General features: G+C 60.8%; 17 protein-coding genes and 1 riboswitch. Of the genes, 2 read left to right on the top strand and 15 right to left on the bottom strand.

What is annotated here, in order from left to right:
• Positions 1–598 precede the first annotated feature (598 nt).
• Positions 599–1,879: an OmpP1/FadL family transporter gene (locus GHO41_RS00140; RefSeq protein ID WP_048369780.1), complete on the top strand. Its 1,281-nt coding sequence runs from the start codon at positions 599–601 to the stop codon at positions 1,877–1,879.
• A gap of 84 nt (positions 1,880–1,963) precedes the next feature.
• Here the strand turns inward: GHO41_RS00140 and GHO41_RS00135 are convergent, their stop codons facing one another.
• The 14 genes from GHO41_RS00135 to cobO all read right to left on the bottom strand — a co-directional run bounded on the left by GHO41_RS00135 (position 1,964) and on the right by cobO (position 13,370).
• Entirely contained in the window at positions 1,964–2,515 is a 552-nt protein-coding gene (locus GHO41_RS00135) for a glutathione peroxidase (protein ID WP_048386806.1), read from the bottom strand.
• Positions 2,516–2,570: 55 nt separating this feature from the next.
• Positions 2,571–2,693, bottom strand: a complete 123-nt coding sequence (locus GHO41_RS30205; RefSeq protein WP_256677239.1) for a hypothetical protein — start codon at positions 2,691–2,693, stop codon at positions 2,571–2,573.
• The gene (locus tag GHO41_RS00130; RefSeq protein ID WP_048369776.1) at positions 2,690–3,898 is read right to left on the bottom strand and encodes an MFS transporter; all 1,209 of its coding nucleotides are present in this window, start codon (positions 3,896–3,898) and stop codon (positions 2,690–2,692) included. Before GHO41_RS00130 ends, GHO41_RS30205 begins: the two co-directional genes overlap by 4 nt.
• Positions 3,899–3,949: 51 nt before the next feature.
• A complete protein-coding gene (locus tag GHO41_RS00125; RefSeq protein ID WP_048369773.1) occupies positions 3,950–4,363 on the bottom strand; it encodes a MarR family winged helix-turn-helix transcriptional regulator in 414 nt (137 codons plus the stop codon).
• Positions 4,364–4,417: 54 nt separating this feature from the next.
• Positions 4,418–5,155 carry an adenosylcobinamide-GDP ribazoletransferase gene (locus GHO41_RS00120; RefSeq protein ID WP_153432534.1) on the bottom strand — a complete coding sequence of 246 codons (738 nt, stop codon included), beginning with the start codon at positions 5,153–5,155 and terminating at the stop codon, positions 4,418–4,420.
• A gap of 2 nt (positions 5,156–5,157) precedes the next feature.
• Positions 5,158–5,733 carry a histidine phosphatase family protein gene (locus GHO41_RS00115; RefSeq protein WP_153432533.1) on the bottom strand — a complete coding sequence of 192 codons (576 nt, stop codon included), beginning with the start codon at positions 5,731–5,733 and terminating at the stop codon, positions 5,158–5,160.
• Positions 5,730–6,785 (bottom strand): nicotinate-nucleotide--dimethylbenzimidazole phosphoribosyltransferase, encoded by a 1,056-nt coding sequence (cobT, locus tag GHO41_RS00110; protein ID WP_153432531.1) that lies wholly within the window; start codon positions 6,783–6,785, stop codon positions 5,730–5,732. Before cobT ends, GHO41_RS00115 begins: the two co-directional genes overlap by 4 nt.
• The gene (cobU, locus tag GHO41_RS00105; protein ID WP_048369764.1) at positions 6,782–7,303 is read right to left on the bottom strand and encodes a bifunctional adenosylcobinamide kinase/adenosylcobinamide-phosphate guanylyltransferase; all 522 of its coding nucleotides are present in this window, start codon (positions 7,301–7,303) and stop codon (positions 6,782–6,784) included. Before cobU ends, cobT begins: the two co-directional genes overlap by 4 nt.
• 134 nt (positions 7,304–7,437) lie before the next feature.
• Positions 7,438–8,889 carry a cobyric acid synthase gene (locus tag GHO41_RS00100; protein WP_153432530.1) on the bottom strand — a complete coding sequence of 484 codons (1,452 nt, stop codon included), beginning with the start codon at positions 8,887–8,889 and terminating at the stop codon, positions 7,438–7,440.
• A complete protein-coding gene (cobD, locus tag GHO41_RS00095; RefSeq protein WP_153432612.1) occupies positions 8,886–9,890 on the bottom strand; it encodes a threonine-phosphate decarboxylase CobD in 1,005 nt (334 codons plus the stop codon). Before cobD ends, GHO41_RS00100 begins: the two co-directional genes overlap by 4 nt.
• Positions 9,883–10,791 (bottom strand): adenosylcobinamide-phosphate synthase CbiB, encoded by a 909-nt coding sequence (gene cbiB / locus GHO41_RS00090; RefSeq protein WP_153329052.1) that lies wholly within the window; start codon positions 10,789–10,791, stop codon positions 9,883–9,885. The genes cobD and cbiB overlap by 8 nt, the downstream gene beginning before the upstream one ends.
• The gene (bluB, locus tag GHO41_RS00085) at positions 10,788–11,438 is read right to left on the bottom strand and encodes a 5,6-dimethylbenzimidazole synthase (RefSeq protein WP_048369756.1); all 651 of its coding nucleotides are present in this window, start codon (positions 11,436–11,438) and stop codon (positions 10,788–10,790) included. The genes cbiB and bluB overlap by 4 nt, the downstream gene beginning before the upstream one ends.
• Complete coding sequence (locus tag GHO41_RS00080) at positions 11,435–12,748, bottom strand: cobyrinate a,c-diamide synthase (protein ID WP_153356344.1); 1,314 nt, start codon at positions 12,746–12,748, stop codon at positions 11,435–11,437. The genes bluB and GHO41_RS00080 overlap by 4 nt, the downstream gene beginning before the upstream one ends.
• A 10-nt stretch (positions 12,749–12,758) precedes the next feature.
• Complete coding sequence (cobO, locus tag GHO41_RS00075; RefSeq protein WP_048386786.1) at positions 12,759–13,370, bottom strand: cob(I)yrinic acid a,c-diamide adenosyltransferase; 612 nt, start codon at positions 13,368–13,370, stop codon at positions 12,759–12,761.
• 81 nt (positions 13,371–13,451) lie between these two features.
• Positions 13,452–13,699, bottom strand: a riboswitch (cobalamin riboswitch).
• A 128-nt stretch (positions 13,700–13,827) separates the two neighbouring features.
• On the opposite strand from cobO, the gene GHO41_RS00070 reads away from it, so the two are divergent.
• Complete coding sequence (locus tag GHO41_RS00070; RefSeq protein WP_153432528.1) at positions 13,828–15,132, top strand: sorbosone dehydrogenase family protein; 1,305 nt, start codon at positions 13,828–13,830, stop codon at positions 15,130–15,132.
• A gap of 139 nt (positions 15,133–15,271) precedes the next feature.
• Here GHO41_RS00070 and GHO41_RS00065 read toward each other — a convergent pair whose 3' ends face one another.
• Complete coding sequence (locus GHO41_RS00065) at positions 15,272–15,811, bottom strand: C40 family peptidase (RefSeq protein ID WP_153329062.1); 540 nt, start codon at positions 15,809–15,811, stop codon at positions 15,272–15,274.
• Between the last annotated feature and the right edge of the window lie 53 nt (positions 15,812–15,864).

Genomic DNA, 15,864 nt, shown 5'->3' with positions numbered 1-15,864 from the left:
GCGTCATTTAAGAAATATCCGGCATCGCTTAAGCACTTGCGGATATATCGTTTACACCTAGAAGCTACAAACGATTTAAAAACAGAGCTTTACAACAGAGATATGACACTACACTTCAACTCAAGCGGCAAAAACCGCTTCCGGCGCACCCTCACGACCCACAGCTGCCAAGCGCCTGGGTGCCGCCGGCCATTTTCAGGCGCCGACGCTGCACAGGGATCACGCCAGGGAGCTGAAGCTTTACATCACTGCATCAAAGTTAACCTGACCAAACAAAAATACACTTTGTACGCCAATGTTTTGTTGCCAGGCATTGCAGTCAGCCAACCTTTACACCGACAGCACACCCGCAAGACCTGCAGTAGCGCCAAGTAGTTGAGCTAAAAGGACGTTTGCACACTTTCAAGGATGTTGGGCGCGACTGCATGACCGTTCTCAACCAAGCGGCTTGAGATTTTTCAACCCTCTGCAAACCTGTAAATGATCGGAAAACGGTCGGATTGTCCTACAAAACATCGTTATCTTCTGCGATTTAGCCTATAGCGCTCTTACAAAAATGTTGGTAGCTTTCGTCCGGTGATCAAAAGGAGTTCTAATAATGAAAAAAGTAATGCTCAAGACCACACTTAGCCTCGCTGTCACTTTGGCTTCCAGCCAGATTTTCGCAAGCGGCTTCGCCCTCAACGAACAAAGCGTTAGCGGTATGGGGACCGGCTTCGCAGGTCGCTCATCTTCTGCTGACGATGCAAGTACCGTTTTCGGTAACCCTGCCGGTATGTCCCGCCTAAGCGGACAACAGGTCACAGGCGGTATCGCCGTGATCGACGCCTCAACCGATATCAAAAATGCCAACGGCAACGTCAAAGGCACCAACAAAGGCGACATGGTCCCTTTCACCGGCGTGCCAATGGGCTTCTACACCAACAAGCTCAATGACCAGTGGGCCATCGGCTTCGGTGTTTATGCACCTTTCGGCCTGGCAACCGAGTACGAAAAAAGCTTCCAGGGCCGTGCCTTCGGCAGCACCAGTGACGTAAAAGTCGTGACCCTGCAGCCTACTGTCAGCTACGCCTTCAATGATCGCGTTTCGGTAGGTTTCGGCCCGACCATCAACCGCATCTCCGGCAAGCTGGAGTCGGATCTTGCACTGGTGCCCGGCACACCTGAAGCCCACGTCAAGATCAAAGGTGATGACACCGCACTGGGCTGGAACGCCGGTGTTCTGGTGCAAGCCACAGACACTACCCGTGTCGGTCTGACCTACCACTCCAAAGTGACCTACAAGCTTAAAGGCCACACCGAAATCGGAGCGGGCGCAGGTACTCCGCCACAGCTGCTGCAAAGCAACCGCTATGACGCTTCGCTGTCGATCGACACCCCGGAATCCTGGGACCTGTCCGTTACCCAAGACCTGTCTGATGCCTGGAAGGTCTATGCCGGTAGCACCTGGACCCGCTGGAGCCGCTTGAAAGACATCACCGTGCAGAACAAAGGCGTGACCATGGCCAACGCCGGTGCTGGCGGCGCTCAAGCGTTCACGACCATCAAAGAAGAACAAAACTGGCACGACACCTGGGCTTACGCCATCGGTACGTCGTATCAGTTGAACAAGCAGTGGGTACTGCGTACCGGTTTGACCTGGGACCAATCGCCTACCAACAATGAAAATCGCTCGCCACGCATCCCTACCGGTGACCGGACGATCTTCAGCTTGGGTGCCGGTTATGCCGTTAACGAGAATCTGGTTATCGACGTGGCTTACTCTTACCTGAAAGAAGAGTCGGTCAAAGTTAACGATTCCAAAGGCATCAACAACTACAGCGCCAAGTACGAAAACAGCGCCAACGGCTTTGCTGTCGGTGCAACGTACAAGTTCTAAGCTTGCGAGAGCCTGACGCTCACACAGCCTGAACTAAAAAGCCCCGCTCTCTTTGCAGAGGCGGGGCTTTTTCTTGTGTAGGAATCAGGACTTTGAGGCGATGGCTTTTTCTATAGCTTCGATCAACTCCGGATTGTCCGGTTTGGTCAGGCTCGAGAAGCTGGCAATCACATTGCCTTTGCGGTCCACCACGTACTTGTAGAAATTCCACTTGGGCGTGCTGCTTTGTTCAGCCAGGACCTTGAACAGGTGCGTTGCACCGTCACCCCGCACCTTTTGCGGTTCGGTCATGGTGAAGGTCACACCGTAATTGACGTAGCAGACCTTGGCCGTCTCTTCGCCATCTTTGGCCTCTTGCTTGAAGTCATTGGACGGTACGCCGATCACTTCCAGCCCCTGGCCCTTAAAGCGCTGGTTCAACGCCTCGAGGCCTTCAAACTGGGGCGCAAACCCGCAAAAGCTGGCCGTGTTCACAATCAACAAAGGCTTGCCGGCAAACTGCTTACACAGATCGATCGACTCTTTAGCCCGTAGTTTGGGTAATGAACCTTCAAGCAAAGACGGGCAATCAGCCGCCCAGACAGAACCCGCGCACGCCAACAACAGTACGGGCATCGCAATCCAGCGCTTTAGCATTGTTCGTGTCCTTTATAGAGGTGCAGGCACAGAACTTACTCGCCCCGGCACGGCACTAGCAAGTGCCCATGCCTAACTCCAGCAAGGCCAGGCCACCTTGATGCCAGCCCCACCAGCTCAGGGCCAGCAGCAAAAAGCCTGCACTGATGCCACCCAACCAAAGCCACAGTGAACTCACGCCATGCTCCCTTGTGCCTGCAAACGCGCAACCGGACGCTCACGCACCGGCCAGTTCAAAGCCGCTGCCAACAGACTGAGCACGATAGAACCTTGCCAGATCAGTTCGTAACTGCCGGTTTGATCATAGACCACGCCGCCCAGCCAACCGCCCAGAAATGCGCCCAGTTGATGGAACAAAAAGACAATCCCGCCCAGCATCGACAAGTTACGCACGCCAAACATTGTGGCGACGGTACCGTTGGTCAGTGGCACGGTCGAGAGCCACAAAAAGCCCATGGCCATGCCAAACAGATAAGCGCTGAATTGCGACAGCGGCGCCCACAAAAACACCACGATCACCACAGCGCGCGCCAGGTACAACGCGGTCAGCAAACGCGGTTTGGACATACGCCCGCCCAGCCATCCGGCGGTGTAAGTACCAAAAATATTAAACAGGCCAATCAGGGCCAATACCGTGGTGCCCACGGTGGCAGGCAAATGCTGATCGACCAGGTAGGCCGGCAAGTGGATGCCGATAAACACGACCTGAAACCCGCAGACAAAAAAACCAAACGCCAGCAGCCAGAAGCCCGAGTGAGTGCAGGCCTCACGCAGCGCTTCCTTGAGTGTTTGCTCGCCGCCCAGGCTCGGTGTTGGCCGGTCCTTGAGCATGCTCACCAACGGCACGATCATGGCCACCAGCAAGCCCAGTACCAGCAAAGCGGACGACCAGCCAAGCCAGCCGATCAATCCCAGCGTGCCGGGCAGCATTGCAAACTGGCCAAAGGAGCCCGCCGCACTGGCGATCCCCATGCCCATGCTGCGTTTCTCTGGCGGCAAGGCACGGCCGACCACACCCAAAATGACCGAAAACGACGTGCCGGACAGGCCGATACCAATCAACAGGCCAGCACTTAACGACAGTGTCAGCAACGAGTCCGACATGCCCATCAGCACCAGCCCGACGGCATAGAGCACACCGCCGACGATCACCACCTTGGCGGCGCCAAAGCGATCAGCCAACGCACCGGTGAACGGCTGAGCCAGGCCCCAGATCAGGTTCTGCAAGGCGATGGCGAAGGCAAACACCTCTCGCCCCCAGCCGAACTGCGCACTCATGGGCGGCAAGAACAAACCAAAGCCGTGCCTGACCCCCAATGACAGCGCCAAAATCAACGCACTGCCCAGCAGCACCCACCCGCTCGTTCGCCACACCGATGTCATTGTTATTCTCCTGATGCGGGTATATACCCATTCTTATTCGTATAACGGGTGCTAATCGACACCCGCCAGCTCATCCAATAACTGCAGCAACTGTTCGCGCCGGTCTTCTCCCAAACGCGCGACCAAGCGCTGTTGTGCGGCCTCCCAGGCTGGCCAGGCGGCATTGAAGCGCCTCTCACCCTCTTCGGTCAGGCAGACCAGCCGATTACGGTGGTCCTCACCTTCAGACATCTTCACCAGGCCAGCGCCTTCCAGCACCCGCAGGTTTCGCCCCAAGGTACTGCGATCCAGCCCCATGGCCTCGGCGAGGCTGGAAATACTCGGCTGGTCCAGTCGCTTGAGGTTGCTCATCAATGAAAACTGCGCAACGTTGATCCCGAAGCCATCCAGGGCTCCGTCGTAATGTCGGCTGATGCCCCGCGAAGCACGTCGCAGGTTGGTGCATAAACACTGGGTTGGTAACATTTTGTATGTATATACCCGCAATGAAGGAGAATCAAGATTTAAACAACACCGGGGTCAGTCTGCCACCAGCGCCAACCCCACTAAAATCAGTACTTCCAGCAGCTCCAGCAGCGCACCTGCCGTATCGCCCGTGGTGCCGCCCAGCCGCTGCATCATCACCCGGCGCAGCCACACAAAGCCCAACGCCGCCAGCAGCAAGGCCCACATCCCGGCAGTACCGGCCATCACCACACAGGCCACTGCACTGAACCCCAGCACCCACCAACCCGCCTTGCGCGGCAAGTGATCGGCCAAGGCCTGGCCCAAGCCGCCTGCCCGCACGTATGGCGTGGTCAAAAACACCGCCAGCAACGCACTGCGGCCGATCAGCGGGGCGATCAACAAGACGGCCGTGTGTTGCTGCTCGATCAACGCCAGCAAGGCACAGAACTTGAGTAACAACACCAGCACCAGCGTGACCACGGCGATCGGGCCGCTGCGCGGGTCTTTCATGATGGTCAGGGTGCGCTCGCGATCCCCAAAGCCGCCCAGCCAGGCATCCGCGCTGTCAGCCAGTCCGTCCAGGTGCAAGCCGCCACTGAGCAACACCCAGGCGCTCAGCAACAAGGCTGCGTGCAACAGCAACGGCGCCCCGGCCAACAGGCCGTTCAGCGCCCACAACAGCACACCAAACAACAGCCCGACCAGCGGGTAGAACAACAACGACCGCCCAAGCTCCTGGGGTTGCGGCATGCCGGGCAAGCGGATCGGCAAGCTGCTCAGAAACTGCAAGGCAATCCAGAACGGCAACATGTTCAGCCCCCCTCGCTCAAAACGCCGTGTGCGTCGACCTGCAACTCGAACAGCGCACCATTAACCACCTGAATGTTCAGCAACTGTTCACGGGGCAGACCACGGGCCTGCGCCAGCAGCAACTTCATCACCCCGCCGTGGCACACCACCAGTACCCGCTCCCCCGCGTGGGCCTGCAGCAAGCGCGTGACCGCCGCCAGCACCCGCTGCGAGAACTCAAGCACCGGCTCGCCCTGAGGCGGGGTGAAACTGTAAGGGTCTGCCCAAAACAGGCCCAGTGCCTGCTCATCGGTTTGCATCAGCGCGGCGGCGCTCTGCCCTTCCCACTCGCCAAAGTGCAGCTCTTGCAGGTCTTTGTCGAACGTCACTGGCAGCGCGAGTTGCCCGGCCAGTTCTTGGGCAAATAAGGCACAACGCTGTAACGGCGAACTGACAATCCGGTCCCACGGGCCTTGGCCCTGAACGGCTGCGCGCATTTGCTCCCAGCCCACGGGCGTCAGCGCATCATCAAGGCTGCCGCGCAGCCCGCCGCCCAGCTCGGTTTCACCATGGCGAAGCAAGTCCAGGGTCACGCTCATGCCGGGCGATCCGCGACAGCCGCCTCAGCAAACGTTGCCATCTGCCCATGCAGGTCGCAGGCCAGACGCACCAACGGCACCGCCAATGCAGCCCCACTGCCTTCACCCAAACGCAAACCGAGGTCGAGCAACGGCTCAGCCTGCAAGCTTTGCAGGACACGGTGATGCCCGTGTTCGGCACCGCGATGGCCGAACACCAGCCATTCGCGGCACTCAGGGTTCAAGCGCACGGCAACCATGGCCGCAACGGTGCAAATAAATCCGTCGACCAACGCCACAATCCCGGCTTGCGCGCACGCCACATAGGCACCGGCCAGGGCCGCGATTTCAAAACCGCCCAAGCGGAACAAGGTTTGCAGCGGGTCGTCCAGGTAGCCGTCATGAAACGCCAGCGCCTGCTCAATCACCCGCGCCTTGTGGCTCACGCCCGCAGCGTCCAGCCCGGTCCCCGGCCCGGTCAGCTCAGACGCCGGGCATTGCAGCAGAGCACTGGCCACGGCACTGGCCGAGGCCGTGTTGCCAATGCCCATCTCGCCGCCCACGAACAACTCGCAGCCCAGCTCTTGTGCCCGCACCACGCTGTCACGACCGGCCGCCAGGGCTTTCAGGCCCTGAGCATCAGACATCGCAGGGCCTGTGGCGAAATTGGCGGTGCCCGCGCCCAGCTGTAAATGCCGCACACCCGGCAGGTTGAGCATCGGCGTTACCGTGCCCAGGTCGACGACGTCCAGGTGCGCACCCAATTGACGGGCCAGCACGCTGATTGCCGCCCCACCGCTGACAAAGTTGGCCAGCATCTGCCCGGTCACTTCCTGCGGGTAAGCCGATACGCCCTCGGCGACCACGCCATGATCACCGGCAAAAATCGCAATCCACAGCTGATCGACACGCGGTTTCAAGCGCCCCTGCAACCCGGCCAACTGCACAGCCAGGGTTTCCAGTTGCCCCAGCGAACCCGCCGGTTTGGTCAACTGCTGCTGGCGCTCGGCCGCCGCCGCTTGCACCTCACGATCAACCGCTTTGCACGGGTTCAGCCACCACGGGGTATTCATAGCGCAGTTCCTTTCAATGTCAGGGGCAGGCCCGCCACGGTCAGTACGACTCGCTGGCAACGTTCGGCCAAGGCTTGATGCAACCAACCGGCTTCATCGACGTAACGGCGAGTCAATTCGCCCAGCGGCACGACACCCATTCCGGTTTCGTTGCTGACAAATACAATGTGCCCCGGCAATCCAGCCAGGCACTCCAGCAGCGCCTCACGCTCGGCGCTCAAGCGCTGCGGGTCTTCAAGCATCAGCAGATTGGTCAGCCACAAGGTCAGACAATCCACCAGCAGGCAGGTCTGTGCACCGGCGTTTTCACGCAGCACGCGGGCCAGTTCAATCGGCTCTTCGATCAAGCCCCACTGTGCGGGGCGACGCTCACGGTGCAGGCGAACCCGCTCGTTCATTTCGCCGTCCAGCGGCTGGCTGGTGGCGATGTAGATGACAGCGCAGCCAGAGTCGGCCGCGAGCTTCTCGGCCAAGCGGCTTTTACCCGAGCGGGCGCCACCCAAAATCAGTTGCTGCATGTTTAAAAACCTCAAAAATACCGCTTTTGATCTTGTGGGAGCGGGCTTGCTCGCGATGCAAGCGACGCGCTATTACTGGCAAACCAGGTCGATGCTATCGCGAGCAAGCCCGCTCCCACAGGATCCATGACGCATCAGATACCGCAAAGCTCGCGCAAGTACGCCGTGTCCAGGTGTTTCTCGACCAGATCGGCCAGGCGCTCGATGTCGCGCTCGCGCAGGGCGTGGTAGTCGACGTGCTGCACGTTCTGCAACCCGGCCCAGCGCAGCAACGCGCCGCAGGCCTCAGGCGACTCGAACAAACCGTGCAGGTACGTGCCGAGAATGTGCCCGTCCGCACTCTGCGCGCCGTCACAACGGCCGTCATCCAGACGCACTGCCGGCCGCTCCAGCGCCGCCCCCGTGGTGACACCGGCGTGAATTTCGTAGCCGTTGACCTCGGCGTCTTCCAGCAGCAAATGGCCGCGCACGTTGCGCAGTTGCTTCTCGGCGGCCAGTTCGGTGCTGAAGCCCAGCAAGCCGAAACCAGCGCTCGAACCGGGCGCCCCTTCCAGCCCCAACGGGTCATGCACCTGCTCACCGAGCATCTGCAAACCGCCGCAAATACCCAGCACCTTGCCGCCGTAGCGCAGGTGGCGATTGATCGCCGTGTCCCAGCCATTGGCGCGCAAATACGCCAGGTCACTGCGCACGCTTTTTGAACCCGGCAGGATGATCAAGTCAGCCGGCGGGATCGCTTGCCCCGGCCCGACAAACTGCAAATCCACTTGCGGGTGCAAGCGCAGCGGGTCGAAGTCGGTGTGGTTGCTGATGCGCGGCAATACCGGCACCACCACTTTGAGCACGTGCTCGACCTTGTCGGTCTGGCGCTGGTCGATGCCGTCTTCGGCCTCAAGGTGCAAATCCAGCACGTAGGGCAGCACGCCAATCACCGGCTTGCCGGTGCGCTGTTCCAGCCAGTCGAGGCCCGGTTGCAGCAAGGCAATGTCACCGCGAAAACGGTTGATGATGAAGCCTTTGACCCGTGCCTGCTCCGTCTCGGAGAGCAACTCCAGAGTGCCGACCAAGTGCGCGAAAACGCCGCCCCGATTGATGTCGGCAATCAGCACCACCGGGCAATCCACCGCTTCGGCAAAGCCCATGTTGGCGATGTCACCGGCGCGCAGGTTGATCTCGGCCGGAGAGCCCGCCCCTTCAACCATGACCACCGGGTACGCAGCACTGAGCCGTTGATGCGAGGCCAGCACTGCTTGCATGGCGATGGCCTTGTAATCGTGATACGCCACCGCATTCATGGTGGTGACGGCGCGGCCATGGATAATCACTTGGGCGCCGGTGTCGCTGTTGGGCTTGAGCAACACCGGATTCATGTCGGTGTGCGGCGGCAAACCGGCGGCCTGTGCCTGTACGGCCTGGGCGCGGCCAATTTCGCCGCCTTCAGCGGTCACGGCACTGTTGAGCGCCATGTTCTGCGGCTTGAACGGCACCACGCGCACGCCCTCGCGGGTCAGCCAGCGGCACAACGCCGTTACCAGCGTGCTTTTGCCCGCATCGGAAGTGGTGCCCTGCACCATCAATGTGCTCATGAAACGTCCTTGGTTCGCGACTGGGTATAAGCCTGCAAAGCCTCTTGCAGCTTCAACCAGTCGGCTTCATCGGCAGGCAGGCCAAAACGCACGCTGCTGTTGCTGGTAAACAGGCGCAGCAAAATCCCGCGCCGGGCCATAAAGTCGTAAAGCTGCTCGGACTCTGGGGTGATCAGCCACTGGAACAAGGCGCAGCCGCCCTGCGCGAGCAAGTCATGCTGGCCCAGCAAGTGCTGCAAGCGGGCACTGGCCAACTCACTGCGCTCTCGCTGCCGGGCATGGCCTTGGGTGTCGAGCAGGCACGCCTGGCCGACAATCCGCGTCGGGCCGCTGACGGCCCACGGGCCGACCTGCTCTGCCAGCAGCTTGAGCAATTTAAGCTCTGCCAGCACAAAGCCCAACCGCACCCCGGCCAGGCCGAAAAACTTGCCGAACGAACGCAGCACAATCAATCCGCTGCGCCCGCTCTCGGCAGCCAGGCTCAACTCGGGGGTGTTGTCCATAAAGGCTTCGTCCACCACCAGCCAGCCGCCGCGCTGGGCCAGCCGTGCGTGCCAGTCGAGCAAACGCTCGGGGGGCAAGCTCAGGCCCGTGGGGTTGTTGGGGTTGACCACCACCAGCACATCGAGGGTGTCGAGGTAGATGTCGACTTCCTGCTCCAGAACTTCACGCACGATGAAGCCATTGCGTCGCCACGATTCGGCATGTTCGGCGTAGCACGGTGACAGCACACCGACCTTGCCACTGCGGCGCAGACGCGGCAGCAACTGGATCGCGCATTGTGAACCCGGCACTGGCAATACGTGGGGGGCGCCGTAATACTCGCAGGCCGCCTGCTCCAGCCCGTCATCGGTTTCGGGCAAACGCGCCCAGGCCCGCTCGGGGATCGCCGGGATTGCAAAAGGCCAGGGCGCGAGGCCACTGGACAAGTCCAGCCATTGCGACTCGGCGATGCCGTAGTCGAGGGCCGCCTGACGCAAACGTCCACCATGCTCAAGCAAAGAACTCACTCCCCACGCACAAGATCAGTAACCACAGCCACACACCGCGCTGCACCAACTGCCAGCCCCGGCCAATCGAATCGGCATCGGCGGGCACGCCTTCACCCAACTGCGGGCGCTCATGCACTTCACCGTGATAAATCGCTGCGCCACCCAGCTCAACTCCCAGCGCACCGGCACCGGCCGCCATCACCGGCCCGGCATTGGGGCTGTCCCATTGCGGCGCCTGCTTGCGCCAGCAGGTCAATGCCAAGCGGGTTTTACCGAGCAAGGCGTAGGTCAGTGCCACCAGCCGTGCAGGAATGTAATTAAGCAGGTCGTCGATGCGTGCAGCAGCCCAGCCAAAACGCTCGAAGCGCTCGTTGCGATAACCCCACATCGCGTCCAGGGTGTTGCTCAAACGGTAGAGCACCACGCCCGGCGCACCGGCAACGGCAAACCAGAACAGCGCCGCGAACACCGCATCACTGCCGTTTTCCAGGACCGACTCAGTAGCGGCCCGGGCCACTTCGGTTGCATCCAGTTCGCTGGTTTGACGGCTGACCAGATAACCGACCCGCGTACGCGCCTCGTCCAGATCATTGGCGCGTAAGGCCTCGGCCACCGGCTGCACGTGCTCACCGAGACTGCGCATGCCCAGCGCGCAATACAGCGCCAGAATCTCCACCAGCCAACCGATATAGGGCAGCCACGACAAAGCCGTGGCCAGAATCGTCAACGGCAACACCGCCAGTACCCAGGCAGTCACACCATGGCTGCGCCAGCCACGGCCACCGGAATTGAAACGCTGTTCGATACGGTCAGCCATGCGGCCAAACGCAACCAGCGGATGCCAGCGTTTAGGCTCGCCGAGCAGCGCATCCAACGCCACACCGGCAACGCACAACAACGCCACACTCATGGCTTTACTCCCCAATAATTCTCGTACACCAACTCACTCAGCGGGCGCGCCTGCGCCCACCCTTCCAGCACCAGCATCGGCGCCGGATAAAACTGCTCGACCGGCCCCAGGCACAACACCGCCAGCGGTTTGGCTCCGGCAGGCAGACCCAGCAGATCGGCCAGCGCCTGAGGCTCAAACAACGACACCCAGCCCATGCCCAGGCCTTCGACCCGCGCCGCCAGCCAGAGGTTTTGAATCGCACAGGACAACGACGCCATGTCCATTTCCGGCAATGTCCGACGGCCAAAAATGTGCTTTTCGCGGTCATCCATCAACGCGGCCACCAGCACTTCGGCGCAGTCATTAATGCCTTCGACCTTGAGTGTCATGAACTCGTCGGAGCGCTCGCCCAAGGCTTCAGCGGTGCGCACCCGCTCGGCTTCGACCACGGTTTGAATCTTGCCGCGTAGCTCACGGTCGGTGATGCGGATAAACCGCCACGGCTGCATCAGGCCCACGCTCGGTGCCTGATGCGCGGCTTCGAGCAAGCGGGCCAACAACTCGGGCGCTACTTCACCACCGCTGAAATGCCGCATATCGCGACGCTCAGCAATGGCGCGGTAAACAGCGGCCTTTTCTTCAGGGCTAAATGCGTTGTCGCTCATGGCACCTTCACAGCGCACGGCGCGAACAACGCGGCAATGGCCTGGGGATTGGACGGAAAGTAAAAGTGCACATAAGACGCCGTCATACGCCCTTCGCGATACACCGCTTCGGCACCGCGCCCGCCATTGGGGCTCAGGCCCCGCGCAATGGGCTCAAGTTCGGTGCTGGTCAGCGAGTGATGATAAGTGTGACCCCGCAGCAGGCCTTCGGGCATTTCGACGGCTTGCAAGGCCAGCGCAGCCAGGCGCTTTTGCATCGTTGCCTCGCCCTTGAGCAACCCCACCAGCGCTTCACGCTGGCCTTCAACATCGGTCAAGGCGTCGAGCAGATAAAGCATGCCGCCGCACTCGGCCAACAGCGGTTTGCCCGCGTGATGGTGGGCACGGATCGCTTCAAGCATCGAGGTATTGCGCGCAAGGGCCTGGTGATGGAGTTCCGGGTAACCACCGGGTAAATACACACTGTCGGCCTGCGGCAGCTGGGTGTCGCGAATCGGTGAAAAAAACACCAGTTCAGCGCCCATGTCGCGCAGCAGTGCCAGGCTCGCGCCATAGGTAAAGGCAAACGCTTCATCGCGCGCCACGGCAATCCGCACACCGGCCAGCAACGGCTCAATGGCCACCGGCTCAGGCGCGGCGAATTCCACCGGCGGTGGCAGCGCTACCTCGCAGGTGCTGGCCAAGGCATTGGCGGCGGCGTCCAGACGCATATCCAGATCGTTCAACTCGCTGGCTTGCACCAGACCCAAATGACGGCTGGGCAACTCGATCCCGGTTTCGCGGGACAACGCGCCGTACCAGCGCAAGCCTTCGGTCAGGCTGCCTTCCAGCAACTGCGCGTGGCGCACAGTGCCCACCCGGTTGGCCAACACCCCGGCAAACGGCAGGTCCGGCTGATAACGCGCCAGGCCCAGGGCCAATGCGCCAAACGTCTGGGCCATGGCCGTACCGTCAATCACGCCCAATACCGGCACGCCAAAATGGCGGGCCAAATCGGCGCTGGACGGCGTGCCATCGAACAGGCCCATGACCCCTTCGATAAGGATAAGGTCCGATTCACCCGCCGCTTCCCAGAGCAAGCGCCGGCTTTCGTCGGCGCCGACCATCCACAAGTCGACCTGATACACCGGCGCACCGCTGGCGCGCTCGAGGATCATGGGGTCGAGAAAATCGGGGCCACATTTAAAGACCCGCACCTTGCGCCCCTGATTGCGGTGCAATCGGGCCAAGGCGGCGGTGACGGTGGTCTTGCCCTGACCGGAGGCCGGTGCGGCGATCAATACCGCCGGGCAATGACGCGACTCTCTCATGCTTCAACACTCACAATTCAATGCCTTTCTGGGCTTTGATACCGGCCTGGAAGGCATGTTTGATCACGCCCATTTCAGTCACGGTATCGGCCAGGTCAATCAGCTCAGGTTTAGCGCCGCGCCCGGTGACCAGCACATGCTGCATCGGCGGGCGGGCTTGCAGGTCGCTCAGCACTTGCTCCAGGTCGAGGTAGCCGTGCTTGAGCGCAATGTTCAATTCATCCAGCACCACCAGGCCTATGGCCGGGTCGCGCAGCATCTCGCGGGACACTTGCCAGGCGGCTTCGGCGGCGGCGATGTCACGCTGGCGGTCCTGAGTTTCCCAGGTAAAACCTTCGCCCATCACGTGATAGCGCACTTGTTCAGGGAAGCGACGGAAAAAGATCTCTTCGCCGGTGCTGTTACGCCCCTTGATGAACTGCACCACGCCACACTGCAGGCCGTGGCCCATGGCCCGGGCCAACATGCCGAAAGCCGAACTGCTCTTGCCTTTGCCGTTGCCGGTCAACACCAGCAGCAGGCCGCACTCATTGGGAGCGCTGGCAATGCGTTCGTCCATAATCGCTTTTTTGCGTTGCATGCGCGCCAGGTGACGTTCGTCGCGCTCGGGGGATTCATTCATGGCAGCTCTCCGTTGGGGCTAAAAAATGCAAACGGGAGGCGGGGGAATTCGTTAACAATCGACACACCCTCGCCCGCCGCAAGGGTGCTGGATGGATCAGGCCGGTCTCCGGGCTCATGAGTGGGCGTTCCTGAATAAGGAACAGCACCGGGCCACGCGCCTTCCCGTGCAATAAACACAGTGGCATTGAGCGTGAAGTTGACTCATTTACCGTTGCGGGGGCAGCGCCGGGATCAAAGCGGTTGTGTGGGTCAAACGCGCCCTCACCGGCTTCCCTGTTTCACTCTGCCAACCTGAGGTTGCAGAGCACCTGAAACACGCCGCGAAGGTTAGAGGGTTGGGGGTGGAGCGTCAATTAAAGGTGCCGGGCTGCGCAGCAAACAAACCCGTCGGCCTGAACCTTTGAACGGCTACGCTTCTCTATGACTACACGCCCACTGTTTTCATGGAGATCCATATGCTCAAGCGCCAGCACGCTGTTGTCATCGTTTTAGCGGCAGGGTTGGCCGCCTGCGGTGAAAGCTCGACCCTGCAAGTTACCGACGGCACAGGCCCCTCGCCTACTCTGCCGGCACCGAACAAAACGCTGATCCCCACCGTCAACATCGCCCCGGCGGTGGGCTGGGCGCAAGGCACCAAGCCGGTTGCCGCACAAGGTTTGCAAGTGCAAGCCTTTGCCGAAGGGCTCGACCACCCGCGCTGGCTCTATGTATTGCCCAATGGCGATGTGCTGGTGGCCGAAAGCAACGCACCGGCCAAACCGGATGGCAGCCAGGGGCTGCGCGAGTGGATCGCCAGCAAGGTCATGGGCCGCGCCGGTGCAGGTGTGCCGAGCGCCAACCGCATCACTTTGTTGCGCGACACCAACCACGATGGCAAAGCCGACACCCGCACAGTATTTCTAGAAAACCTGAACTCGCCCTTCGGCATGACCCTGGTGGGCAACGACCTGTACGTGGCGGATGCCGACAAGTTGCTGCGCTTCCCGTATCAACCGGGCGAAACCTCCATCAGCGCGCAACCGACCAAGATCATTGATTTGCCCAGCGGCCTGAACCACCACTGGACGAAAAACGTCATCGCCAGCTCTGACGGCAAAAAACTCTACGTGAGTGTCGGCTCGAACAGTAACGTCGGCGAAAACGGCATGGACATCGAAGAAGGCCGCGCGGCGATCTGGGAAGTCGACCCGGCCACCGGCAGCCACCGCATTTTTGCCTCAGGGCTGCGTAACCCCAACGGCATGGACTGGGAACCCAAGACCGGCAAACTGTGGACCGCTGTGAACGAGCGCGACGAAATCGGCAGCGATCTGGTGCCCGACTACATCACCTCGGTGCAAGACGGCGGCTTCTATGGCTGGCCCTACAGCTACTACGGGCAGCACGTCGACGTGCGGGTCAACCCGCAAAACGCCGAGCTGGTGGCCAAAGCCATTGCCCCGGACTATGCCGTCGGCCCGCACACCGCCTCGCTGGGCCTGGCCTTCGCGCAAAACAGCACACTGCCGAACTTCACCGACGGCGTATTTATCGGCCAGCACGGCTCATGGAACCGCAAACCGCACAGTGGCTACAAAGTGATCTTCGTTCCGTTTGCCGATGGCAAGCCTGACGGCATGCCGATTGACGTGCTGACCGGCTTCCTCAACTCCGATGAAAAAGCCATGGGCCGCCCGGTGGGGGTCGTCATTGATAAACAGGGGGACTTGCTGGTGGCCGATGATGTCGGCAACAAAGTGTGGCGGGTGTCGGGGGAGTAAACCTTTAAATACCCTCACCCCAACCCTCTCCCGGAGGGAGAGGGAGCTTTATCGAGGCGAACCCACGTGTTGTGAACGACACAAATCGGCTCCCTCTCCCTCGGGAGAGGGTTGGGGTGAGGGGCGCTTGAACGGTGAGTTAAGGCAACCGCGCCAAATGCTGCTCGGTTGGCAAGACGCGCTTGGCGTTCAGGTAGGCTTTTTGCCAATAGGCTTTGCTGAGACTGTCCAGCTTGACCGTGCCGCCCGTGGCAGGCGCATGCACGAAGCGGCCTTCACCCACGTAGATGCCGGCATGGCTGACTTGGGTTCCACCATTGGTGGCGAAGAACAACAGGTCACCGGTTTGCAGTTGGTCTTTGCCGACATTCTGCCCGCGCATCACGATCATTTCGCGGGTGGTGCGCGGCAACGAAATACCCGCCATGTCGTTGTAGACGTACTTGATCAGACCGCTGCAATCAAAACCTGAGTCCGGTGTATTGCCGCCCCAGCGATACGGCGTGCCCACCAGGCCCAATGCACGAAACAGTACGTCTGCCGCCAACGGCGAACCATCATCGATCGGACTCGACGACACAACCGGTTTGGCTTCAACGGGAGCAGGTGCAGGACGGTTGGCGCAAGCACTGAGCAGTGCGGCGAACGTGATGAGGGCAACGCGGGCCAGGGTCGACATAAACAGAACGTTCCTGATTCTGGATACGGCTACTGGGCCGCGAAACCCGAAGC

Origin of the sequence: Pseudomonas sp. FSL R10-0399 (assembly GCF_009600165.1) — a bacterium.
Lineage (GTDB): Bacteria > Pseudomonadota > Gammaproteobacteria > Pseudomonadales > Pseudomonadaceae > Aquipseudomonas > Aquipseudomonas helleri.
Note: the sequence above shows the minus strand (reverse complement) of the source record. Positions and strands in the feature narration are given on the sequence as shown.

Excerpts from the sequence above, each read along its gene's own strand:
- cobT (WP_153432531.1), bottom strand. The coding sequence starts at position 6,785 with ATGAATACCCCGTGGTGGCTGAACCCGTGCAAAGCGGTTGATCGTGAG.
- GHO41_RS00080 (WP_153356344.1), bottom strand. The coding sequence starts at position 12,748 with ATGAGAGAGTCGCGTCATTGCCCGGCGGTATTGATCGCCGCACCGGCC.
- GHO41_RS00125 (WP_048369773.1), bottom strand. The coding sequence starts at position 4,363 with ATGTTACCAACCCAGTGTTTATGCACCAACCTGCGACGTGCTTCGCGG.
- GHO41_RS00140 (WP_048369780.1), top strand. The coding sequence starts at position 599 with ATGAAAAAAGTAATGCTCAAGACCACACTTAGCCTCGCTGTCACTTTG.
- cobO (WP_048386786.1), bottom strand. The coding sequence starts at position 13,370 with ATGAATGAATCCCCCGAGCGCGACGAACGTCACCTGGCGCGCATGCAA.
- GHO41_RS00120 (WP_153432534.1), bottom strand. The coding sequence starts at position 5,155 with ATGTTGCCGTTCTGGATTGCCTTGCAGTTTCTGAGCAGCTTGCCGATC.
- GHO41_RS00135 (WP_048386806.1), bottom strand. The coding sequence starts at position 2,515 with ATGCTAAAGCGCTGGATTGCGATGCCCGTACTGTTGTTGGCGTGCGCG.
- GHO41_RS00065 (WP_153329062.1), bottom strand. The coding sequence starts at position 15,811 with ATGTCGACCCTGGCCCGCGTTGCCCTCATCACGTTCGCCGCACTGCTC.
- GHO41_RS00070 (WP_153432528.1), top strand. The coding sequence starts at position 13,828 with ATGCTCAAGCGCCAGCACGCTGTTGTCATCGTTTTAGCGGCAGGGTTG.
- bluB (WP_048369756.1), bottom strand. The coding sequence starts at position 11,438 with ATGAGCGACAACGCATTTAGCCCTGAAGAAAAGGCCGCTGTTTACCGC.
- cbiB (WP_153329052.1), bottom strand. The coding sequence starts at position 10,791 with ATGAGTGTGGCGTTGTTGTGCGTTGCCGGTGTGGCGTTGGATGCGCTG.
- cobU (WP_048369764.1), bottom strand. The coding sequence starts at position 7,303 with ATGCAGCAACTGATTTTGGGTGGCGCCCGCTCGGGTAAAAGCCGCTTG.
- GHO41_RS00115 (WP_153432533.1), bottom strand. The coding sequence starts at position 5,733 with ATGAGCGTGACCCTGGACTTGCTTCGCCATGGTGAAACCGAGCTGGGC.
- GHO41_RS00130 (WP_048369776.1), bottom strand. The coding sequence starts at position 3,898 with ATGACATCGGTGTGGCGAACGAGCGGGTGGGTGCTGCTGGGCAGTGCG.
- GHO41_RS00100 (WP_153432530.1), bottom strand. The coding sequence starts at position 8,889 with ATGAGCACATTGATGGTGCAGGGCACCACTTCCGATGCGGGCAAAAGC.